General features: G+C 62.8%; 16 protein-coding genes. 4 read left to right on the top strand and 12 right to left on the bottom strand.

The window, feature by feature from the left end; genetic code table 11:
• Nucleotides 1-7 precede the first annotated feature (7 nt).
• The 6 genes from RBA41_RS02015 to tssC are packed head-to-tail and all read right to left on the bottom strand — an operon-like array spanning nucleotide 8 to nucleotide 9,255.
• Nucleotides 8-2,689, bottom strand: a complete 2,682-nt coding sequence (locus RBA41_RS02015; protein ID WP_306620481.1) for a contractile injection system protein, VgrG/Pvc8 family — start codon at nucleotides 2,687-2,689, stop codon at nucleotides 8-10.
• Nucleotides 2,686-3,762 (bottom strand): type VI secretion system baseplate subunit TssG, encoded by a 1,077-nt coding sequence (gene tssG / locus RBA41_RS02010; protein WP_306620479.1) that lies wholly within the window; start codon nucleotides 3,760-3,762, stop codon nucleotides 2,686-2,688. The genes RBA41_RS02015 and tssG overlap by 4 nt, the downstream gene beginning before the upstream one ends.
• Nucleotides 3,726-5,588 (bottom strand): type VI secretion system baseplate subunit TssF, encoded by a 1,863-nt coding sequence (tssF, locus tag RBA41_RS02005; protein WP_306620477.1) that lies wholly within the window; start codon nucleotides 5,586-5,588, stop codon nucleotides 3,726-3,728. Before tssF ends, tssG begins: the two co-directional genes overlap by 37 nt.
• A gap of 12 nt (nucleotides 5,589-5,600) precedes the next feature.
• Complete coding sequence (gene tssE / locus RBA41_RS02000; RefSeq protein ID WP_306620475.1) at nucleotides 5,601-5,984, bottom strand: type VI secretion system baseplate subunit TssE; 384 nt, start codon at nucleotides 5,982-5,984, stop codon at nucleotides 5,601-5,603.
• Between the two features lie 19 nt (nucleotides 5,985-6,003).
• Entirely contained in the window at nucleotides 6,004-6,570 is a 567-nt protein-coding gene (locus tag RBA41_RS01995; RefSeq protein WP_306620473.1) for an Hcp family type VI secretion system effector, read from the bottom strand.
• A 39-nt stretch (nucleotides 6,571-6,609) separates the two neighbouring features.
• Entirely contained in the window at nucleotides 6,610-9,255 is a 2,646-nt protein-coding gene (tssC, locus tag RBA41_RS01990; RefSeq protein ID WP_306620471.1) for a type VI secretion system contractile sheath large subunit, read from the bottom strand.
• Nucleotides 9,256-10,203: 948 nt separating this feature from the next.
• Between tssC and RBA41_RS01985 the strand changes: the two genes are divergently transcribed.
• Entirely contained in the window at nucleotides 10,204-10,692 is a 489-nt protein-coding gene (locus RBA41_RS01985; RefSeq protein WP_306620469.1) for a hypothetical protein, read from the top strand.
• Between the two features lie 1,117 nt (nucleotides 10,693-11,809).
• On the opposite strand, the gene RBA41_RS01980 is transcribed toward RBA41_RS01985, so the two are convergent.
• Nucleotides 11,810-12,094: a hypothetical protein gene (locus RBA41_RS01980; RefSeq protein WP_306620467.1), complete on the bottom strand. Its 285-nt coding sequence runs from the start codon at nucleotides 12,092-12,094 to the stop codon at nucleotides 11,810-11,812.
• A gap of 30 nt (nucleotides 12,095-12,124) precedes the next feature.
• Nucleotides 12,125-13,108 carry a sigma-54 interaction domain-containing protein gene (locus tag RBA41_RS01975; protein WP_306620465.1) on the bottom strand — a complete coding sequence of 328 codons (984 nt, stop codon included), beginning with the start codon at nucleotides 13,106-13,108 and terminating at the stop codon, nucleotides 12,125-12,127.
• A gap of 826 nt (nucleotides 13,109-13,934) precedes the next feature.
• On the opposite strand from RBA41_RS01975, the gene RBA41_RS01970 reads away from it, so the two are divergent.
• Entirely contained in the window at nucleotides 13,935-14,258 is a 324-nt protein-coding gene (locus tag RBA41_RS01970) for a hypothetical protein (RefSeq protein WP_306620463.1), read from the top strand.
• Nucleotides 14,259-15,553: 1,295 nt separating this feature from the next.
• Here RBA41_RS01970 and RBA41_RS01965 read toward each other — a convergent pair.
• The 4 genes from RBA41_RS01965 to RBA41_RS01950 all read right to left on the bottom strand — a co-directional run bounded on the left by RBA41_RS01965 (nucleotide 15,554) and on the right by RBA41_RS01950 (nucleotide 19,989).
• A complete protein-coding gene (locus RBA41_RS01965; RefSeq protein ID WP_306620461.1) occupies nucleotides 15,554-15,835 on the bottom strand; it encodes a hypothetical protein in 282 nt (93 codons plus the stop codon).
• A 21-nt stretch (nucleotides 15,836-15,856) separates the two neighbouring features.
• Complete coding sequence (locus RBA41_RS01960; RefSeq protein WP_306620459.1) at nucleotides 15,857-16,843, bottom strand: sigma-54 interaction domain-containing protein; 987 nt, start codon at nucleotides 16,841-16,843, stop codon at nucleotides 15,857-15,859.
• A gap of 311 nt (nucleotides 16,844-17,154) precedes the next feature.
• Complete coding sequence (locus tag RBA41_RS01955) at nucleotides 17,155-19,026, bottom strand: eCIS core domain-containing protein (RefSeq protein WP_306620457.1); 1,872 nt, start codon at nucleotides 19,024-19,026, stop codon at nucleotides 17,155-17,157.
• 18 nt (nucleotides 19,027-19,044) lie between these two features.
• Complete coding sequence (locus RBA41_RS01950; RefSeq protein ID WP_306620454.1) at nucleotides 19,045-19,989, bottom strand: AfsR/SARP family transcriptional regulator; 945 nt, start codon at nucleotides 19,987-19,989, stop codon at nucleotides 19,045-19,047.
• A gap of 44 nt (nucleotides 19,990-20,033) precedes the next feature.
• Here RBA41_RS01950 and RBA41_RS01945 point away from each other — a divergent pair, with 44 nt between their 5' ends.
• Together RBA41_RS01945 and RBA41_RS01940 are read left to right on the top strand one after the other, a co-directional pair.
• Nucleotides 20,034-20,330 carry a hypothetical protein gene (locus RBA41_RS01945; RefSeq protein ID WP_306620451.1) on the top strand — a complete coding sequence of 99 codons (297 nt, stop codon included), beginning with the start codon at nucleotides 20,034-20,036 and terminating at the stop codon, nucleotides 20,328-20,330.
• Between the two features lie 582 nt (nucleotides 20,331-20,912).
• On the top strand, nucleotides 20,913-23,036 hold the full coding sequence (locus RBA41_RS01940) for an eCIS core domain-containing protein (RefSeq protein WP_306620450.1): 2,124 nt from the start codon (nucleotides 20,913-20,915) through the stop codon (nucleotides 23,034-23,036).
• Nucleotides 23,037-23,147: the final 111 nt, after the last annotated feature.

Genomic DNA, 23,147 nt, shown 5'->3' with positions numbered 1-23,147 from the left:
TGCGGCCTCACATGATCAGCAAGATGATGGGCATGTGGATTTCCGGCCCGGACACCTTGTTGCGCACCACTTCCGGGCCGATGTCGAGGTGCACGCCATTCATGACCGCCTGGATGACCAGGTCGATTCCCTTGAGCGATATGTGGGTACCAGCGTCGGTACAGTCGATGTCACTCTTGATCCCGACGCAGTTGATGCTTGCGCTGATGCCGGTGGCGCTGAGACGGTCGCTCGCGCCGGTGATGCTCTCGTCGCTGGCCAGGCCGGTCAGCGCTGCGTTGTTGCTGATCCCGACCAGCGATTCGTTCAGGTGCACCCCGGTCATGGAGGCGTTGACGCTCATCCCGACCGCCTCGGCGTTCATGCGCGTGCCAATGGCGCTGGCCGAATTGGCCATGCCGGTCAGCGAGACGGAGTTGCTCGCGCCCGTCAGTTGGATGGCATCGGCGACGCCGTTGAGCGACAGGTGCTGGCTCACGCCGACCGTCGCGCTATGGTTCTGCTTGCCGGTCGACGTGCTTGACTTGCTCTCGCCTATCGTCTGTTCGCTGTTCTGGCGGCCGATCTTTTCGCTGGTGTCGCTCGCGCCGACGGTCGAGCTGCTGTTGTTGTTCTCGATCGACGACGTGCTGTTGCTCGTTTCAACCGAGGAAGTGTGATTTTGCGTGGTCGTCACCGAGTGGTTGTCGCTCAGATCCACCGTCGACTTGCTATAGGCGGTGCCGACCGTGGACACGCTTGACGTCACCGTCGCCTCCTGGCGGTGGAAGGTGGAGCCGAACGCTTCGGACGCGCTCAGCAGATCGCCCTGGCCCTGGCCGCCGTAGGGCCCGTAGACGTCGGGCAGGCAAGCGGCGGTACCGGCCCTCGACACGGCCGCCGAGAAGCTGTAGCTGGCGCCCTGCGCATAACTGGTGTTGCTGTACAGGCCAGTGTCGTAGGGGCCGCACACGATGCCCACCGCATTGTCGAGGTTGGCCGACGAGGTTTTGCCGAAGCGGATGCTCTTGCCGTCGCCGTAACTGGTCGAGTAGTTGCTGCCGACGTGGGTATTGGCGGTCCACCCGGACGGCATGACCACCATGCTGCCGTTGCTTTGCACAATGCTTTGCACTTCCGGCAGTTCCGACTCGTCTTGCGAGCGCACGATATTGACCGTGGTGCCCACTTCGGGCACGACCTGCATGTGCGGCGCGAGCTTGATCCAGACCGGTTCCGCATCCTCGGGGTCGGTTGAAAAGCGCACCAGCACACCCATGGCGCGCAAGCTGGCGCTGGCGCTTTCCGTGTCGCTCAAGGTCGACGTTTCGGGATCGAACATGCCGGTCGTGTAGAAGCGCCAATCCTCGGAAGCGACGGCGCTGTGGGCGACCACCTTGGCCAGCACGTTGCCCAGCTGCGTTTCCTGGACGGAGAAGGCGGCGATCAGGCCTTGCGCGTCGGTGGCCTGGAAGTCGTTTTGGTAAGCGCCGTCGGCGCTGGCCTGGTGTTTGACCATGGTCAGCACGAAGCGCCGTTCTTTCAAGGATGGACGAATCGGTCCATCGCGGCCGCGCTCGACGCTGGCGTCGTCGACCAGGCCGAACTGGTGCCCCGCACGAAAGTGGGCGCAGTAGCTGGAGCCGGACAGCTGGATTGCCGAACTCTGCATGGCCAAGCTGGTCTTATCGGTATGGAAGCGCACTTCCTCGGTGCTGCAGCCGTACTGGTAGATCTTGTATTGATTGAACGGGCGCTCGCCGTCCTCGGGCCTATCCTGGGCCACGAACGATTGGAAGCGGGCCACGGCATCGTCCTCCCAGGCCGCTTCCTGACGTGTAAAAATGCCGCGCACGCAGGACGGGACGAGCGACTGCTGGTAATTGTATTGATACACCACGTCCGCTTGCGCCATTCCCAGCTCGTCTTCACCCGTGCAGGCATAGCGCAGCGGCGTATTGCCGGGCAGGACGGGCGGATAGGCAGGACGGTTGGCAAATACCAACTTGTGCGCATTTCCGCTGTGAACGATGTAGTAATAGAGATGGGCTTTTCCCATCAGGCGGCGCAGGAAATCGAAGTCTGTTTCCCCGGCTTGCAGCCAATCCTGGATGCGCGCGATCGCGGGATTGTCCTGGCCCGAAATCGCGTCCATCGAATAAGCGATCCGGTATCGATCGAGCAGGTCGGCGATCGTGTCGCGCACATTTCTTTGGCGAAAGACGCGGTAGTGGTTCGCCAGCGTGAGCTTCCACAGTGCCGGTTTCATCGTCGCGCGATAGACGCCGGGGATATCAATCGAAAACGCGGTGACGATGCCGTTAAATAGCGACAATTCCTTGCCGCAGCCCGCGCCTCGCACTGCGCGCTGGAAACGCGCTTGCAGTTGTGCGTTCGTGTAGCTCGTACGCGACGGGGCCGACTCGGGATCGCACTCGGGATACGCGATGCCGACCGTCACCGGGCGTCCGATCACCTCGTCGATGACGAGCGGCGTTCCTTTCCACGACGCGCTGTTGGCGTGCAGCTCGAGCTGAAATTCGAACGGTTCGGAGGCGCTTTCCTGTCCTTGAAAATTTACAAGGCGAAATGTTTCATCACTGAGCAAGCGGCTTCCGGTGAGGAAAAATGCGCAGTGAAGAAACAAGGCCGGGGCCGGCTCGATCGCCTCGATGCGGGTGCGCCCGACAGGGCTCGCCAGGAGCGTCATGCCGCCCCCCGTGCCTGGCCGTGCTCGAATGCGCGCACCACATAGTGGACGCAGCTGTCCTTGGCGCTGTCCCCGGCTGGGGCCGGGGCAGTGCTCAGCCATGCCGTGCGGCCCAGGCGCAAACCGCGCTCGCCGGCGCCGGTGCGCAAGGACGAACGCGCCATGCCGTCGGCGCGCAGGCGCAGTTGCACCTGGCAATCGCAGGCGCCGTCGAGCAGCAGGCCGAGCAAGGCGGCGAAGGGTTCAAACGCGGCGCCGGGCGGGTGCGCGCCGTCGGCCGGCAACAGGCTGCAAAATCGCTCATACGGCAGCGGCGCGATGCGCACCCGGATGCGCGCCGCCTGGTCCCATACGCGCGCGCCAAGCGGGCTATGCACACCGAGCCGATGGTTGCGCTGGCCCAGCGCGATCCGGTCTTCCGCCTCGATGTGCTGCCAGGCGCCCGCCAGTTGTTCGACCGCGGCCGGCACGCCCAGGAACAAGCCCAGCACGTGGCCGACCGTGGTGGCGTTGCGGCGCCTGTTCGCTAACAGGCCGGCGATGCCCAGCCAGGCCCGTTCCGGCACCGGCAGTTGTTGCACCAGCGCCGCCTGGCCCATGCCAATGAGCGAGGCCAGGTAGAACGCCTGCGGCGTGTCTTTCGGATGCTGGTGGTTCAAGCCGATCGTCTGGCGCGCCTTGAGCGCGTGGCGCAGCACGTGGAGGCGCTGATTGAACAGGTCGAGGAAATCAGGCATGGCGTGTTCGCGCATGCGCCGCAAATCGCGCATCCAGTCGAGATACGGTTCGGGCAAGGGCCCCAGCGCGCTGGCCACGCAATAGTTGGGCGTGGCAATGTCGACGATGTCGGCCGCGGCGCTCCCCGGCGCGGCCCTGCGCCAGCGCATGCCGCTCACTTCGCGGCCTGGAAAGGCGCCCGACAATGCGGCGCGAAAGCGCAGTTGGCGCTCCGGCAGTGCGCTGCGGCGCTGCCATTGGAGCAAGCGCAGCAACTGGAACACGTTGAAGCTGCCGTAATGCTCAGCAATGGTATCGATCAGAGGATGGGGCGTGCGCCGCTCATGGGTTGCCATTGTTTTCTGTTTCCTTTGATATCTTGCGTTTCGAGAGAGACTTCGACCACGGTGTTGACCGCCGCGTAGAGGGTCAGAAAGTGGCGCAGCACCTTGTGAAACAGTACCGGGCTTGCGTCCGTGAAGTGGTTGCGATCCATTTCCAGATCGACTTGTATGCAACGCACGAAGCCGCGCCAGCCGTCGCTGCCGACATGGCGCATGATCTGGCGGCATCCCATGCGGACGATGCCGTCGATTTGCTTGAGGCTGCGCCGCTTGTCCGCGCCGGTGTGCAGCAGCAGGATTTCCTTGAGCGCGCACAGCGCCTCGGGACGGTCCGACAGCGACAAATGATTGAGCGCCAGCTGCGACACCAGCGCCCATGGCCGGGCGCCCACCTGGGCCGGGCTCTGGTGGGGTGTGGGCCTGGTCAACACCCGTATCGTGTCGACCGGGCCGGCGCCTTCGAGCTGCAAGACATCGCCGCTCATCAGCTTTTCCGGCAGGCGGCGGTTGGTGCACAAGGCGCGCCCGCCCACCGTTTCGTCGTCGAGCTGGGTCAGGTCGAAGCGGCTGTCCAGGAACGACACGAACAGCTCGCTGCCAGCCATGCCCGCGCCCATGCTGGCCTCCCGGCGCAGGATGTAGAAGTAATCCTGCTGCTCCATCGCGTCGACTTCGTCCATGGTGAAATAGGGGGCGATCGGGCGCACGCTGCCGTCCGGCCGGATGGACTCGAGCGACTTGAGGGCGTAGATTTCGCAGTGCCTGTGGTTGTCCAGATCGCCAAGCAGGTGATACTCGTAGTGGCGGTGGTCGAGTGCGACCGGGTCGATCCGTTGAACGAACAGATTTACCAGTGGCACGCAATTGAGACGCAGCACCTGCGGCGTGAACAGGGTCGTCTTCTGCATCGGCATGTCCAGCAGGAACAGCAAGTCGAAGCTGTCCTGGGTGCAGTTGAAGGACAGGTTGGCGACGTCGAAGAACAGGAATTTTTCGGGAAACAGGAAGTACTCCTGCAACAGCCGGTAGCCGGGATGGGTATGCGGGCTCGGTTCGAGCATCGCTTCATCGTCGCCCATGCCCAGCCATCGCAGGGACTCGCCCCCTTTCAGGTGGAGTTGGGCCGCGCCATCGTAGGACGCGCCGTCGCCCGGCCGAGGAAAGTAGACGGCCAGGCCGGCCAGGTTCAGCGCCAGCGCCTCGAACAATTGATAGGCGTGCTGCTCGGTGTTGTCGATATAGAAGCGCAGACGCGCCGGTCCCGCGCCCTGCAGGGCGCCGGCCCGGTCCGCGCGCACGCGCACCCGGATCACCGCATGGACCGCGCCATCGCCGCGCAGGAAAGAATAGGCCGACGCCGGCATCGCCTGCACTTCGGCCACGTGCAAGGGCAGCAGCGGCGTCTCGTAGCAGGTGCGCAAGCGACAATCGACCTTGCGGCCTTGCTCGTCCGACGCACCGGCCTTGACATAGCGGCCACGCTGCAGCAATTGCTCCTTGGCGAAATTGGCGCCGTCCGGCTTGACACTGATCTGGGCTATCAGCATGGATGGCAGCGGCGCCTCCAGGTGGGGGTAAAGCAAACTGAGCAAGGAATTCGGCAAGGCCGCCTGGTCCTGTTCCAGCTGGTATTGCAAGCGCCCGGTGAGGAAGGCGAACGACTGGATCAGCATTTCGACCTGGGCGTCGGTGGACGGCCCTCGCTGGCGGCCCAGCCCAAGTGAACCGGCTACCGCCGGGTGGTTGGTGGCGAAGGCGGCCGCTTCGGTACGCAGGGCCGACAGCTCGGCCTCGTAAAAGCTCTTCAGTTTGTTTCCCGTGATCTGGGGCGCTTGCATGGTCATCTTTCCTCAGTGCGCAGGCAAGTCGAAACGGAAGGTGTGGGTGTCGGGCGCGCTATCGAGCGTGCCGCTGACCACCAGGCGATAGGGCTGCAAGCTATCGCGCCGGGGTTCCAGACTGACAGCGGGATGCGTCAGGCGCGGCTCGAAATGCGCAATCAGACGCGTCAGGTGCCACGCGTAACGTTCCAGTTGCGTGCGGCTGGAGTGCGCCAGCTCGACCACTTGCGGCATGCCGAAATTGAGCAGGTCGATTTCGTCGCCGGGCGCCGTGGCGCGCACGGCGACGAGGCGACCGATCTGCGCCGCCACGGCGCTGGCCAGGTCGAACGGCTCGGCCCGACCTGTCGATGCGCTCACGGTGGTGGCAAGTCGTTCGAAGAGAAACTGCATGCGTGGCTCCGGTTAGGATTTAGTCGGTGAACTGCCCGATGGGACGATTGCGGGCGATCGACCAGCCGGTTGACAAGTTTCCAGGCGTAGTGGTGTCGGCCGCCTGCACGGTGTAAGTCCAAAGAATTTCGGTGAAATTGAGTTTGAACTGTTCGGTCGGCATATCGTCCGGGTGGGTCTGTAGCTGGATCTCGCTGATAATGGCGTCGCGCAAAGAAATGGTGATGATGTTGGCGGTCTTTTCGCCGGAATTGCGCATCACGTATAGTTTGGTCGGTTCGGGTATCCCCGCGCCCAGCGGCAGGGCTCTCAGGCAATAGTCGTAGAGCTTGACCGAGGTCTTGTCGACGTACTTTACGCAGGTAAATTCGGTGATGACGGGTCGGCCGGACGTGCGCGCGGAATTGCTGACGTCGGTTGTGATCTGCTGTTTCATGCCTTGGTGCATCGATATGAGCTCGATGCACTGGCCGAGCTGCAAATCGTCGGCACGCCATTTATCGTCGATCAGGCTGCCGCCGTTCTTCCAATTGTTCGCGCCGCCAAATACGTCCGGCCTGCCGGGCTGTAAAAGGATCAGATCCATATGCTCTCCTGTTGATGTTGTCGTTGTGCTGCAGCGCGATTATTTGGGTAGATTGGCGACCAGCCGGATCGACGTGGTCAGCTCTTCCAGCTGAAAATGCGGCTTGAGGAACACCGTTGCGCGATAAGCGCCGGGTTCTCCGGGTACATCGGTTACGACGACCGAAGCAGAGCGCAAAGGAAAGGCCGCCTTCAAGTCCTGTGCCGCGTTGTCGTCGAGCAAAACATAGTTGGCGATCCACGAGTTCAGATAGGCTTCGACGTTGGTGCGGGTCAGGAAGCTGCCGATCTTGTCGCGCATGATGACCTTGATGTAGTGCGCGAAGCGCGAGGCGGCCAGGATGTAGGGCAGCATGGCGGAGATCCTCGCGTTGGCGTTGGCGTCGTCCGAGAAATATTTCTTCGGCTGGTTGGTGGTTTGTCCGCCGAAGAAGGCCGCCTTGCCGGCCCCCTTGCAATGGCAGAGGGAAATGAAGCCGAGGTCGTTCAACTCCTTCTCGCGCCTGTCCGTGATGGCCACTTCCGTGGGGCAGAACATTTCAATCATGCCGGTATCGGAGGAATAGGTGTACAGCGGCAGGCCTTCCACCAGTCCGCCGCCTTCGACGCCGCGGATTGCCGCCGTCCAGTTGTACAGCGAGAAGGCATTCGTGATGCGTTCAGCCAGCATGTAGGCCGGATTGCCCCATAAGAAGTTGTTATTGCGCGGGTCGGCGTAGATGACATTGCCCGAGGGCGACAAGATCGGGCCCGCGTCTGCCACGATCTCTTCGTAATTCAAACCGTCGCAAGGAATGGTGTTGCGTTTTTCCGGCTGTCCGTAAGGCAGGCGCAACAGCACGCGCGGCAGCACCAGGGAGACGTAGCGCGCGTCTTCCATCTCCCGAAATTCGCGCCAGGCCGCCATGTCGTCGCCTTCAAAAATTTTTTTCAAGTCGCGCGGCTTGTCGAGACTGTTAAAGGCCGGCAGGCAGAACAATTGCTCCGACGCGGCGGCCAGGAAGGGCGCGTGCGCCGCTGCCGCCACTTCGGAAATTTTCTTGAGAAAGTCGATATCGGCCTGCAGACTGCCGATGCGGTAGTCGCCCACCAGCAGGCTATACGGCGTGCCGCCGAAGGAGCCGTATTCGCGCTCGTAGATCATCTTGAAGATCGCGCTCTGGTCGAACTCGACCGCTCTCTCCATGTCCTTGAGCAGTTCCTCCTTGGTGGCATTGAAGACCCGCAGCTTCAACATCGTGCTCGTTTCGGTGTTGAAGACCAGATATCCGAGTCCGCGCCAGGTCGCTTCCATGCGCTGGAAGCTTTCGGCATGCATGATGCCCGACAGCGCCGTGCTCAGCATCTGGTCGATCTGCACCACCCGCTCGTCGATGGCGGCGGCGGCGCCGCCGCGCCGTGCGCTGCTTTGCAGGAGCGCGTTGCCGGCATCGTCCGCGTCCTGCAGGCGGACCAACACTTGGGTCGCCAGATGATGCAGGCGTAGCAGCGTCTTGCCGGCTTCGTCGGGCAGGCAAGCTTCGATCAAGCGGAAGATGGATTCGCCGGCAAGGTCTTGCTGGTCGGCCTGGGCGCCGAGATAGGCGACGAAATCGAGCATGCGGTCGCGGGCGTCGGCTGCCATTGCCGCTTGTTGCTGCGCTTTCGAGTCGACGATGGCGATCGTGTCGGCCTGGACAGCGGCGAGGCCAAGCAACAGCAAGGCCTTGGCCCAAACGGGATCGTCCTGCTGCGCAGTGTTGGCGGCGGCGATGACGACGCCGAAGTCCTGTCCTTCTTCCCCGAGCGGGATCAATGCCGCCGATCGGGTCTTGCCCGCATCGCTAGCGTCGAACGCTCCCGGCTCGGCGCCTTCGGCGCTCTTTCCAAGCAAACGCTGGGCCTTGACCCGGTTGGTCAGGCTATTTTCCTTCGACAGCGCCGACACGATGATTGCGGCGCGGATGCGGGCCTGCGCCAGTGCCCGGGCTTGCGGAGCGGCATCGCCCTGGGCCAGCAAGCCGGCCGAGCGCAGTTCCGCCAATTCGGCATCGGAAGGCGCCGCCGCAATGGCCGATGCAGCGTTCCATGCCGGGGCCAGTTGATCGAGCAGGCGTACGACTGCGCGCATCTGCGCCGACTTGTCCGGCGCCCCCCCGCCGGCAAGGGCCTTGATCAGTTCAGTGCGCAATTGGCCGACCCTGGCGTCGTTGTCCGGCGCTTTCGGATCGTCGCCGATCACCCAGGCGTCGACCATGGCGGCGATCGCATCGTCCGCTTCCACCCGTGCCTGCAATGCGCGGATCTGTCCGCGCGCCGTGTACATGGCGTTCAGCGAGGGCAGCGCTTGCACGATCCGCATCGGTTCGAAGTCGCTCAGCGACTGCATGGTCAGTGCCCGGTCTTGCGGCGTGGCCAGAAGCGCGCCAAGCTGGGCGTCGGCCTTGAGCGCGTCAAGCAGGGATACGCGCGGCTTGCAAGACTTGAGTACGTCGTTGAACTTGTCGCGGTCGATGTCGATCATGCGCCGTTCCTTGATCGGCGGCAGGGTCGCATCGTCGGCGCGGTCGCCGGACAGGTCGGCCAGGATGCCGACGATGAAGGGCAGCTCGCGTTTCTCCATCGCGCCACCCGTTTCGACGTCGTAGGTAATGCGCACGCGCGGGGGCCGGACCCGCAGCAGTTTCTTTTGTATGCTTTCAGTCATCTCTAGTCTCGCTTCCTCGTCACCAGGTTGGGGTTGCCGACGATCTCGTCTGTTACCGGCAGGTCTTGTGCCGGGATCGTGTTCCTTATTCATATCAATAAGCGTGCCAGGTGCGGACGTGCGGCTAAATCCTTGATTCGGAACGAGATGATGGAATCACCCTGGATGCCGTAGGGTAAAAACTGCTCACACGACGGCGCGCCTGGCTGCGTTTTTTCCGTGCAGTCGTCGTTGCTACCGAGCGCGAGGCATGGGGTAGATTTTCACGCCCCATGGAGATGAATTCACCGCTTGCGCGAACAAGCGGGGGCGTCAGATGCAGCACGCTAACGATAGAACGAGGAGGGGGAAATGGAACGCAGGCCGTAGAGGGTGAACCAAGCGTGGTTACAAGACCGAGCGAAGCCGTCTTCGCATCGGTGAAGGCGGCATCGTCGTGACCGCACAATTCGCTTCGGTGTTTCTGGCAAGATAAGGCAAGCGGCCAGGAAGAACTGGTCGGCGCGCACCAGAAAGTTATTCAACCGTATCGGCGAGCGGCGACCACTCCGGTCGAGGCGGCGGCACGCTTGTTTTCTGTCCCCGTGCGTTTACTTCGGCTTGGTCTCCGACCCGCGGCCACCTACATTCCGAACTGACTGGTTTGCCGTAGATTGCGTTGGCGACTTCCAATTGGGGAAAAAGCTGGCCAATCCCGGTGAATGGTTGCTGCCGGTGGGTGTAAATCGTTCAAATGGGGTGTGCGGCGACGCATGCGGCGCCGTGACCGATGGGGGGGGCAAAGCGATATTGTAATTGTCCTGGCGGGGCTTTTTGCTCGGCACCGAATTGCTCAAATCGTGCGATGGTGGCGTTGTCGCTGTGGTCGACCGCATCTGCGACGATGGGCCCATCCTTGCCGTGGCGTTTGGCGTAGCATCGAATCCGGAAGTACTAGATGTCGTCTGATTGGTTGACCTCATTGGCGATATTTGCGGAGGGAAGCGCGGCGCAGCTCCGCTGGATGACGAACTGCTCTGTACGCGATTGTTGACGGGCGATCGATTGGCGGTAAATTTAGTACGCTGCTGGGGCGAATGTGTGGGGGCGAAGGTCGACGACGAGCTCGACGAAGAGGTCCTCGTTTCAGTATCGTTTCTCTCGGCGTCGTCCGCTACGTGCTTACGCTTGTTTGGATTGGTTGGCGAATTTGTTCGTTTTGGCGCATGCGGGCCTGGGGAGGACGCTGCAATCCTCGATTCGGGCGAGAGCGTAAGGTCGATAGCTGAGGTCGACCGCATCTGCGGGGAGCTGAATGATGACGATGCCGGTGTTGATAACACGTGGCTCGACATCGTTGTCGAGTGCGTATGCGAAACCAATTGGTCGCTCGGCAAGAATCTCGATGTAGAGCCTGTTGAAGTCACGGCGTTGCTAGAGAAGGACTGGGGGTTATGAGAACTTAGCGGTCTTGCCACATCAAGCGGCGGCAGCGGCGTGTGGATATTTCGTACGGCGTCTTGATAGGCAGCCATTCGGGCTTGCCCTTCGGCTGCAAATTGTGCCAGTTGGGCGTGGTGGTCGCGCCGCTCTTCTGTGCCTGCGGCTGAAGGCTTTTCCACTCTGTTGTGGGCCTGGGCATTGCCAGGCGGGGGCAGCCCTGACGCGGCAGCGTAATATAACGGGGCGTGGGGATGTTGCACTGGGGGGGCATGCCCGGGCTTCGTAGCAGCTGTGGGCCGCTGGGCGCCCGTGTTCATGTTGGCGGCTGTAGATGTAGCTTGAAAGCCTCTTTCTGCGTGGTACTTCCTCGCAAATTCGGCGTCGCTTATTTCCTTTACGTGCTTTTCTAATCTATCATATCCTGTATTTTTTTCGACCTGCGGCGACGTTCGCGCTGCCATTCCGGCATGGGGGCTTCCCGGGTAGCGGCCCGCCCTCCATTTAAGCGCATCGGGGACCGTAAGCGCTCCTGGCAAACTCCTCATCGAATTGGTTCGAACCAGGACGGGAACTCCCCCATGTGTCTGCGAATACCTGTGGACAAGATCCAGTTTATCCAACTCGGCATTTTGGCTCCCGGCCCCAAAGAGCACGGTTAAGCTGTGCAAATTCCTATCATTGTATGTCGTGGCCATACTCAAATCGATCAGCTGGTCTAAGGCACTATCAGTAATCTTTGCAGTCTTTATTTCATTCATATGGAGTTGCTCAGAAGCGGACTCCACGATATGGTCCGCTTCGCGATATGCAATGCGGTAGCCATTGACGATCGCCTGGCTGGGGAGCGCACCCCGAAACTGCACCTGGCTTGCGACATGAGTGAATCCCGGAGGGCCGAAGCTTGATATGCGACTGGTGACATCTGCTTCCACCTCGTATCCCGTTGCAAAGGCAGCGTTGCGTCCCCCTTCCTCGGTGTTTCCCGCTTTATTGGCAGCGTTGCTTGCTTCCCAGCGTTCTTTTGCTTTCGTTCGGCTCAGTTCTTGGGCAGCCGCAAAGCTGTCTAACTTTGGGGGCGCCCAAGTTGTATATGGCTTCCTGCCACTGTTTCCATTGCTGCCAGACGATGAGCTCATATTTCCCCCATGGTTTTCATGCGATCTGGCAAGGCAGGGCCATTCGACTGCCGCGTTACGCTGCGGCGCCATATCATGCGGTTACCGGATTTCCATTGCGCAATAAGATCTTTGGATTCCAGATGTTCCAGCGCGGCTATCGTGACCGAGATCGCTTCCGGGGTGGTGTCCCAACAGATCCACCATTGATGGATGCCCTCTGCCGTGTCGCTGGCATGGGGGCGACGCGACAGATAATCGCGGATCTGCGCGGCAACAGCGATGACGAGTTGCTTATCCATGGCGCGGCGAATGCAGGGTCAGCATGGTGCTTAGCCGGCTTCGAGGTCGGACACGCATGCCGATTGTGCCAGACCGTGTTTGCGCACGAGCTTGCCAAAAGCGCTGCGATCCTGGCCGGCAATGCGCGCGGCGCGCGTGATATTGCCATCGGTCCGCTGCAACAGCTCGCCCACGTAGCGCCGTTCGAAATCGGCGACCGCGCGTGCCTTGGCTGCCTTGAAGGAGGTGCCCTCGCCGCCGGTCTTGACGTCGAGATGAGACACCTTGCCTGGAAAGCGCAGCTCGCTGTCTTCCGACATCAGGAACTCGCGATGAATGACATTCTCTAGTTCGCGCACGTTGCCCGGCCAGGGATACTCGGCGATGAATGCGACCGCATCGGCGTGCAAGCGTTTGGGGGCCATCCCGTATTGATGATTGAAACGTGCCAGGAATGCTTGCGCCAGCTCGACCGAATCTCCACCCCGTTCGCGCAGGGCGGGCATGTGCAAGGTCAGCACATTGAGGCGGTAGAACAGGTCGCGCCGAAAGCGCCGTTGCTCGACCAACTCGTGGATGTTGGCATTGCTGGCAGCGATGACACGCACGTCGGCATGGCGCGGGGTACCGCCGCCGACCCTGCGGTAGCTGCGGTCTTGCAAGAAACGCAGCAGGGAAGCCTGTGCTTTCATGCTGAGCGCGTCGACTTCATCGAGGAACAGCGTGCCGCCATTGGCTTCGCTGACCAAGCCGGGCGAGGCAACCTTGGCGTCGGTGAACGCCCCACGCTCGTGTCCGAACAGTTCGCTTTCTATCAGCGTTTCCGGCAAGGCGCCACAATTAACCGGAACAAAAGGGCCGTCGCAGCGCAAGCCCTGGTAATGGATCGCCCTGGCCGCAAGTTCCTTGCCAGTGCCCGTCTCACCGTCGATATAGACGGTGACGTCGACCCGTGAAATCTTCTTGATCTGTGCACACGCCAAATGGAATTGCGGCGACGATCCGAGTAGGTTGACACGCGATGGGCTATTCATTCGTTCTGTCCCTGAGAGTTGTCGCGGCGGACTGCCTTGCGCGACGGTTGCCGCTGTGCGGTTGGGATTATGAGTGTCGCCCAGGAAAGTAGGTTTCGTAAGTTCACACTTTGTAAACGTTGCTTTTTTGCGATCCAGAACAAATGAAGTCCAGTTTGAGGTTTCACTTTTTTTGCACCCCTCGGTTGGTCGTGAAAATCGCGGGTTAGTTAATAGCCGCGTGCAGTTGCTGCAGATGCTGGTCCGGATTGTCTGGATGTGTTCGCATATTTCATGCCAGTCATGGCGCCTACCCGCGCCTTGGCGCTCGCAGTGGAGGAGGCCCATACTGCGCGTTTTAATGAGCAAAAAATTACCCACTGCTGGGTAAGATTTGACCGCCGAAATGGCTGCATAGCGTTGACAAGACTGTGCGGCCTCGCCCAAGTAATGGTCCGCCGGGCCATAGCCAGAACCGTTGCCCAAGGGGTTGACTAGCCGCGCAGGGTGCGTGCTGCGAACTGCTGGTGCCCTACGCGCCGGGGTAACTGGCTTCGAAGCTGCCTGATCCAGCGCGCTCGACGTCGCACTATTTTTTTAAGTTGGAAAACTTTTACTCCGCGAACGCAGGGACGGCTGCAGCGCCACAGCCAGGCCGGGCGCCCGCTGGCTGGTGGAAGTTGAGCGCGCTTGCCGGACGGCGGCTATTGGAGGAAACGGCTGCCCTACGACCATGTGGGCGTGCGCCGGCGAACTGAGGGAAACCGAGGGTGGGTGCTGCAATATGGAGGTCGGGAAATCCGACCCGTGTTTGAACGGGGATCGAGATGAGCCCGGCGGAGCGTCCATGGAAGACTGCGATTGCTGGTCTGGCGATGCCGAACGCGAGCGACCCGAGTTGGGGGATGCACTTCTGCTTTGCTCAATTAAACTGGAGGAACGAGAGCGTACAGGCTGCGATCCAACGATGGCCGGGAGCACTGATCCTGCGGTTGATGAACGGCGCGCCTGGGGATCGGGCGAAGGTTGGGAGCCATGCCGTGCTGAGACTATCGCGGGAAACGGCTTTGACGTGGAGGGTGATGAGCGGTGGACGCTCGAATTGGACGAGATCGAGCTGGAAGAATCCGATTGGTCTTGGGATGCCGGACGCGGGCGCACCAAACTATAATTTCCGTATTTCTGCTTAGGATTCGCAAGCAGCGGCTCGGCGAGGGAATGAGGGTCTGCTGATGGGCGGGGCGCGCTCGAATTGGACAAGAACGAGCCTGAAAAATCCGATGCGGACGGGGAACTCGGCCCGGATGAGGCGCGAGATAAATCCGGCTGGGCGTCCACCGCGGGGAGGGGATCAGGCTCAACCCAGGTCGACGCCCCCCCTAGGATTGCGCCGCCCATCCAGAGCCAGGAAGAGATAACGGCATTGTTCGTAGCATCCGCGTCCTTCCCCGCCAACTGCGCGCGAGTAGCGGCGACGCTGAACCCTGCGGCTGCTGCATTCGCTACGCCGCCAAGGGCCTTGAGCCCGCCGCTGAGGCGCTTTTTTCCAGTGGAATACCAAGCTTTCTGGGCGCCCTGGAATGCGGTAAGCCCCGCGCCCACCATCCAGGCTGCTCCCGAAACGAAATTCGCGCCAGTGCTGGCCTCCACCGTACCAAACGTGTTGGAAGCGCCTGCAGCGAAATTCAAGGCGTTTATACCCCTTTGCAAATATCTCTGACCGGTTTTCTCCTCTCGATTGGTTCGCTCGTTCAGGATGCTACCTGTCCATAACGCGCCACTGCTGATGCCCAACCTGGCGGCGGTGGTTCCACTGTACTGGGTGGCAAGCATCGACAAACCGGCCGCGCCAGCATCGACGGCCCCCATTGCATAGCTGAAATTACGATCCGACATCATCTCGAAACCTCCTTAGCAGGACATACGCGCAACAGTTACCTGTGATATCCCCACATTATTCTTCCCGGCATGCGCTACGCGTGCATCAATGAAGCACATATCCAATGACAGATTAACGGGCCTGTCATTACGAGCGCCTTGGGGCCGCTTGGTCGTTCCTTCAGGGCCATCTTCCTTATCTGTATCAATATCCGTGCCAGCTGAGAACCTGCGGCGATGACATTGATTGAGAAGGGAATCGAAAAAAGCGCGTGCGGGGCAACCAGGACAAGATATCCTCGGCCCGCTGGCCGCTATCTCTGCTTCGAGCCCGCAGTGCCACACGAGGGCCCGCGTGGTGAATTTTTTCCCGAGCGGGATGAAATCACCCCATGCCGAGCCGGACCACAGCGCTGGTCGCGGCACGTTGCCCTGCGCGGGGATAGGCGCTTGCAAGGCGTATTCCGGCACAGTAAGCGCTCTGTCATCGCTGCCGCGACGGCGGGCAGAAGCTGTGCGCTCGATCGATCCGGCGATGGGCAAGGGCGGCTACTCGCTGTACCCTTCGCGCCAGGCCACTCCCGCTGGCTAACAACGGCGGAACGAGCCGTCAAAGGTGTGTCCTCGACCGAACGGAGGCTGGCTGCGACGCCACAATATGCGGGTGCCGGATTTGCGCCGCTCGAGAAGACCATCGGTTTCCAGTAGTTCAAGCGCGGCCATTGTTACCGAGATGGCCTCCGGGGTCGTGAGCCAGCAGATCCACCACTGGTGGATGCCCTCTGCCGTGTCGCTGGCAAGGGGGCGACGTGACAAATAGTCGCGGATATGGGCCGCAACGAAAATGACGAGTTGTCGATCGATAGTCACGTGAATGTCGGGTTAGCGGACCTAATCGGCGGCTTCGAGGGCAGTCACACAGACCGATGGTCTTAGCCCGTGCTTGCGCGCGAGCTTGCCAAAAGCGCTGCGATCCTGACCGGCAATGCGCGCGGCACGCGAGATGTTGCCATTGGCGCGCTGCAATACCTCGCCCACATAGCGCCGTTCGAAATCGGCGACCGCGCGTGCCTTGGCCGACTTGAAGGAGGTGTCGTCGCCGCCGGCTGGGACGTCGAGATGTGGCAGCGTTCCTTGGAAGCGCAGCTCGCTGTGTTCCGACATCAGGAACTCGCGATGAATCACGTTCTCCAGCTCCCGCACATTGCCCGGCCAGGAATATTCTGCAATGAATGCGATCGAATCGGCATGCAAGTATTTGGGCGCCAACCGGTATTGATGATTGAAGCGTGCCAGGAAAGCCTGCGCCAGTTCGATTGCATCGTCGCCGCGCTCGCGCAGAGCGGGCATGCGCAGGGACAGCACGTTAAGGCGGTAGAGCAGGTCGCGCCGAAAGCGCCGTTGCTCGACCATCTCGTGGATGTTGGCATTGCTGGCGGCAATGACGCGCACGTCGGCCTGGCGCGTGGCGCCGCCGCCCACCCGGCGATAGCTGCGGTCCTGCAAGAAACGCAGCAGGGATGCCTGGGCCTTCATGCTGAGCGCATCGACCTCGTCGAGGAACAGGGTGCCGCAATGGGCCTCGCTCACCAAGCCGGGCGAGGCCACTTTCGCATCGGTGAAGGCGCCGCGCTCGTGACCGAACAATTCGCTTTCGATCAAGGTTTCGGGCAGGGCACCGCAATTGACGGGCACGAAGGGCCCGTCGCAGCGCAAGCCCTGGTAGTGGATTGCCCTGGCCGCCAGCTCCTTGCCGGTGCCCGTTTCCCCTTCGATATAGACGGTGGCATCGACCCGTGAAACTTTCTTGATGTGTGAACACGCCAGCAGGAATTGCGGCGACGACCCAAGCAGGTTGACAAGCGTTGCGCTGTTCATTCGTGGCCCATCTCTGAAAATTGTCACTTCACGTCGATGTTGCAGCGGGTGACGCCACACTGCCGTAAAAAATATGTACGTTTGAAAATACACCTGGCGTCGGCTGATAGGCGTGAAACCTTGCTTTTCCTCGCTGCCGCTGAGTGCTCTCGACCTGCGCGAGAGGCGAACTTCCCATTACCTTCCTTTGGTATGGCACTGTGCTCACGCCTGTCATGCCAATCCGAACCGTCGACGGCGATCATGCATGCCCTCGATCCTTGACCTGCGCTGGCGCCATCGACGCTCCGAGGAGGCACCGTCCTCAAGACTCATTTCGGTTTCCTGGTGGTGTTCTTCCTGGGCGTGGACGCGCCGACGGCGACCGGCCCGGATGCACCTGCCAGCAGCTGGCGCGCCGCATCGGTCAGCGCGCGCGCCTTCTCCTCGCCGCCGGCCAAGGCTGTGAGCTTTTCGGGCGCCGCTTCGAGGATGGCCTCGACGTCATTGACGCCACCTGTCCACAGCTGTTGATGGGTTGCGTCATCGAGTCCGAGCTTGTCGAGCGGTGTGCGCGGCACGGCAGCCGGTGTGTGCGCCAGAGGCGCCTGTGCGGCATAGATGAGCGCACCGGTCACGGCCACCGACCGGGGCACCGCCCGCACCGGCACCACCAAGGTGAGCTGCAACTGCGCTCCGGGTCCGAATTCGAGGGCGACCTGGTCGCGCAGCACTTCGCGGCCGGACTGGTCGAGCACGCGCGCATATAGCTTGCCCTCTTTTTGCAGCAGCGCGGTGTGGCGGGCATCGTAGCCGGCGCTGAAGTAGCCCGAAGCGTCGGTGCGGCCCACCGTTTCCACCGGCGTGGCGTTGGCACGCAGCAGCTCGATCGTGTGGTCGCCCAAGCCAAGGCCCCGATCGTTGACGACCCTCCCGGACAGCGTCGCTCCCTCGCGCGGCGAGTCCGGCGGGTTCACGGTCAGCACTTCGGCTATCGGCGCCAGGACCCGGCTGACCTGCGCCCCGGCCTGGGCCCGCGCGGCCAGGGCCCGCGCCAGCGGATGGCCATCGCCATACTTGGCGGCCACCCGCTTCGCTTCGACCTGATACGCACGGGCCAGCTCAAGCTGGGCCGTATTGACCGTCCGCGTCGCCAGGGCGGCGCTGTGCCGCGCCAGGCTGGCCGGATCGCTCGCGAATCCGTCGACGACCGAGCGGGGTGACGATCGATAGAAGTCGTCCAGCATTTCGTGATGCCCCGGCGTGCCGAAGGGCACGTTGCGCTGCGGATTATCGTGGCAGGTGACGCTACCGACCACGGCGCTCGTCCCGTCATGCATGACGGACCAGGCGAGGCTCCCGAGCGGCTGAGCCGATTGCATGACCACGGCGGTGGTCTGGAAGTCCTTGCGCTCGCCGACGTTTGTCATCGGGCTGTCGTTGATCACCGCGCCATACGAGCCCGCGCGCGAAAAGCGGCTGCCGCCGGAGTAGCCGCTGCTGGCGACGGCTTCGGGAAGAGAGGGGCATCCATCCTGGGTCGCCGTCGGCTCATCGGCCCACGCGCTGCCGGCGCTGTCCCAGCGCGCCCCGTAATAGGGGGCGGTGTTTCGGGACGTTGCATCGACGGCAGGCTGCTGGCCGAAGCCGCCCTGGAGCGCCGCGACGGTTTGGACGAGAGCGACCGGTCGTGCGTCCGGCACCCATCTCGCCCCGACCGACGGACTCAAGAAACCAGTGCCTGCGCGTAACACATCTATCCTGCCCGGAAAGAACACGATCTGGACCCTGAAGCACGCACCCAGGCTTCCGCTGCCCGGAACAATCGCCCATGCGAAGGCCCCGGAGGCGAGGCTGCAGCTGCCTCGAACCGGCGTCCCCCGCAGCAAGCCCGGGCGCGTCGCAGGCGCCGGATCGGCCTGGCGTTGCAGGCCCGGCACCGCTGCGCCGTGCCCGAGCGGCCGTTCGCCGCCCTGCTGGACAACATGGCTGAGCTCGTGCGCGAGCAGCCGCCGCCCGTCGTTCGTCGCGGGCTGGTACTGATCGTCCGCAAACACCACGTGGCGTCCCACCGTGAAGGCGCGCGCCTGGACGCTGGCCGCTGCCGCGTCGGCCTGCGGGCCCGTGTGGATGAGCACATCATCGAAGTTGCGACCGAAGCGGGGGTCGCAGCGGCGTCTCGTCGGCGTCTGTCGCGCCGTCACCGGGCTGTGCGTACTTATTCAGTCGGGTTCGATGGGGCGGCCCGCGGCGGCCGCGATGTCCTGCCGAAAGCGGGTCTCGATCCCGGCGAACAGGTGCAGCGCACGCTTGAGCAGTTCGTCGAGCGCCGGTAGCGGCTCGAGCGGAGATCCGGATGCGCTGGCAGGCGCCCAGCTCACGCCCGAATCGGGCCCGGGGCTGGCGGCGCGGCCATCGCGGATCGACTCGTATAGTGCGCGGGTCTGCTGCGATGGGTTCACGCCCAACTCCTGCATGAGCACGCGTTCGCAACGCTGGAACTCACGCAGCGCCTGGGTGCGATTGCCTGCCAGCACGTGCAGCTGCATCATGTGGCGGTACACTTGCTCGCGCGCGGGATCGAGCGCAAGCATGCGTTTGGCATGGGCCAGTCCGCGCTCGCTGTCGTGGCGCGACTCGCACCAGCAAACCAGCTTTTCGAGTGCGTCGAGCAATTCGTTCTGGAATCGCTCCCGTTCGACCACGCACCAGTCCTGGTACCAGCCTTCCAGCAGGTCGCCACGGTATAAGCCGACCGCATCCTCCAGGCGACGCCTGGCGATGTCGTCGAGTTGAGCGCCAGGAATGCCGTGACAGCAACGCATCGCCTCCTCGAACTGGGCCACGTCCACCTGCAGCTGGTCGCAGCTGTTCAACTGGATCCATTCAGGATCGACCTCAAGGGCCTGTACGCCACCGCAATCGGCGACGGGACGCAAAGCGGATTGAATTCGCCACAAGGCCTGACGCAGGTACTTTCTCGCCTGCTCAGGGGGCGAGTCTTCCCAGAACAAGTCGGCGAGCGTCTCGCGCCGCTGCGGATGGTTACGATGCAGAACCAGATAGCAGAGCAGTTCGCGCGCTGCCCGATTGTTCAAGGCGGGGTTCGCCTGATCTCCACAAAAAATGCCGAAGCGGCCAAACAGACGGACCGTCAAAGCAACCATGCACGTTCCTTTCGCAGTCGATTGGATTGTGGTGAAGCCGCCATATGTACCGACGCATTGCGATCGACTGTAGTTGGCGCAGCGCAGCAATTACCCATGTACAGATCGTAACACCAGTGCTAAGTTATTGCACTAGCAACGCTGCAAAAATCGCCACCCGGATCGTATGGCTCTCCCGCGCGGGCGGCAATGACAGCAAGACGGTCGGCTACCCGCCGGCGGCCCCCTTGCCGGCGGCACCGTACCAGCCGGCGCCGGCGAACACTTGGCAAGCATCGCCAGTCGTTGATGTGATCGTGTTGCGTTTTTGGTCATTGGCGGATGTGGTCATGGAAATTTGAAGCAAACCTGATCATGCCGAAAGTTGTGAACTAAAATCGTCAATTCCCGGTGGGCGCCTTGGGGTGAAGATGGAAACGATGGCATGGTTACTCAAAGCGGCAGGCAACGCGCTGCCGTTCAAAGCCATCGGTACGGCAATTCGGGCGGGCCAAAAGCCAGGCCTGCCAGCGCTGCGATGTCAACCTTGAAAGGAGCCGCCCGTGAGAGCCGCCCAGTCCGCCAAGATTCCGCCCGGCAGCCGAAATCAAGCCGGCGCGCAGGGTTCACGGCATCAGCCGCGACCTCAGGCCGGGCTATCGCATGCAGTGCCTGGCGCCGTTCCGCATACGCCGGCGTGCGCCTGCGGCGGTGCTTGCCCGCGCTGCACTTCCGCTGCTTCTTCCTTCACAGCGCGCCCGATTCAACGAAAGTCAACTGTCAGCTCTCGGGGAGACGCCTCCGAGCGCGAGGCAGACGAGGTCGCGCACAAGGTGATGCATAGTGCGGCACCGGCACGCTCAGGCCAGGAGCATGGAAAGACGATCCAGCCCAGGCAAGCGCCGTCCGCGCAGTCGGATGCCGGGCTCGATACCGGCGGTGCCGTGGACGCCGCGTCCAGCGGCGGCGCACCGCTGTCGCAGGAGGTGCGCTCCTATTTCGAACCACGCTTCGGGCACGATTTCGGCCAGGTGCGGATACACGCCGGCAGCGAGGCTGCGAGCGCGGCGCGCGGCGTACAGGCGCGCGCCTACACCTTCGGCAGTGATATCGTGTTTGGCGCGGGCGAATATGCGCCCGCGACAGGCGATGGCAAACGGCTGCTCGCGCACGAGCTGGCGCACGTCATTCAGCAGGGGGCGGGTGCCGCGCGCTCGATCGCGCGTCAGGACACGCCTTATGTCTCGCCCTACAACGAAGAGCTTGCGCGGGAACTGTTCGGCCGTTTGAACGCCCAGCGGAGCGCCGAGGAGGCGATGAGCGCCAGTGGTTTTCGCACGCGCGTCGGCGCGGTCGCGGCGGTGTTTGACCGCGAGGGCAAGCGCATCGCCACCATCGAGAGGATGAATGCGCGCGGCGTCGCCCATGCCGAACAGCTGGTCGAGGCGGAGATCCGCGCGATGATCGCCTCCGGCGCGCAGGTCAACTACACGGTGCTGATGATCGACCAGGATCCATGCCCCGGCACCTGCTCGCCGCTGCTGAAAGAATGGAAGGACTTCACCGCCGCCGGTAGCCTGAGGACGGTCACGCCCATGCGCATGAGCAAGGTCAATCCCGACCTGCCGGTCGCCGCCAAGACCGCCTACAAGGATGCGCTGCTGCAGTCCGAAGTACCGTTCGAGCCGCGCACGCCGCCGCCGGACCACATGGCGTCGCTGATGACGCGCGGCGAACACACGCGCGTGCGGCTTGCGCTGGCGCAGAACCAGGGTCCCACGCCGCCGGGCGTCAAGCCCACGCCAAACGTCGCCCCTGGCCTGGAAGCGGCTGCGGCAACAACCCTCGCGGCGCGCGAGGAGGCCAGTGCCGCCAAGGCGATGCTCGAAGGCTTGGGGGAGGGCGTGGCGACGCAACTTGTGCGCGTCGAAGGCAAGCAGGCGTGGAAGGCGGCAGCGGAGGCGTTCTCGGCGATGGCGATGAGGGCGACGGGCAGACGCCTTGCCAATGCCGCGATCCCGGTCGTCGGCGCCGCCTTCTCCGTGCCCGACGTCATCACGGGCGTCAAGGACATCGGGCACGGCGACATCGTCATGGGCGTGGGCACCGTCGGCGTTGCGCTGGTCGACATCGCGGCGCAGGGGCTGCACTTTACGGATGAGCTTACGGGCGGCGGCGGGACGGTGCTTGCGTGGACCATCCAGGGCTGGACCGCAGCGATGCAAATGGGCTGGGAATCGGCGCGCGTCGCCGCGCGCTCGGCCGAACTAAGCCGCTACATCCGGGAACACAACAACCAATTGCCGTCACACGCGAAGCTGGTGGAATATGGCTTGGACGACGAGGATATCATGCTGCTCGAAAGCGACGTGCGTCGCGCCACGACCCCGGTTCCGCTGACCACCGCCGAGCTTGCGGATCGGGTGCGCGCACTGATCGCGCAAATCGAGGCGAAAGGAGGAACGGACTCCCGGCAAGCCCCGCAGGAGATCGTCGTCGAGCGCGACAAGCTCGGCCGCCTGCTCGCCGCGCTGGAGCGGCAGGCGGCCGCGGAGAACGACCATGCGGCCGCCGAGCGGGATGCTGCCAATGCGCAGGCGCGGCAGGCGCGGCTCGACCAGGCGCTGCGCGCGCAGGCCCGGGAGCGCCCAGCGTCGCCGGTGACGGCGGCACAGACGGCTATGCAGGCACCGGCGACAGTGCCGCTGCTGCCGATGCCGGGCTTCGCAACGCACGGCGCTCAGGCGGCAGACCTTGGGCCTTTCCTTTCGCAGCCTGCTACACCATCCTTTTCAGGTATCACGTTCGAGTCGGCGGAACTGCGAAGCACGTATTTTGGCCGTGTGCGCGCTACGCTACTTAACAACGCCGCGCGCCTGGAGTCGGAACATTTTCCGTCAGACAAGGTCGCGGTCTTCCGAAAGGATGTGGGCGTCTATGTCGCAGCCCTCGACCAGGCGATCGCGGCATACACGTCCAAGGGCAGCGCCGAGTGGCAGGGGGTGCAGGAAATGAAGCGCTTGCGTGATGCAGCCGACAACACAGACCGCAGCAAGTTTTTGCGCTGAACGGTGTATAGAGCCAAGCACAGCGCTCTGAGCACCGACCTTGGCAAATGCTTGACGCCCGGAGCTTGACGGCAGGGCGTGATGCCGTACTCCGAGACGGCAATGAGCTTG

Origin of the sequence: Massilia scottii, assembly GCF_030846495.1 — a bacterium.
GTDB classification, from domain to species: Bacteria; Pseudomonadota; Gammaproteobacteria; order Burkholderiales; family Burkholderiaceae_D; genus Telluria_A; species Telluria_A violaceinigra.
Note: the sequence above shows the minus strand (reverse complement) of the source record. Positions and strands in the feature narration are given on the sequence as shown.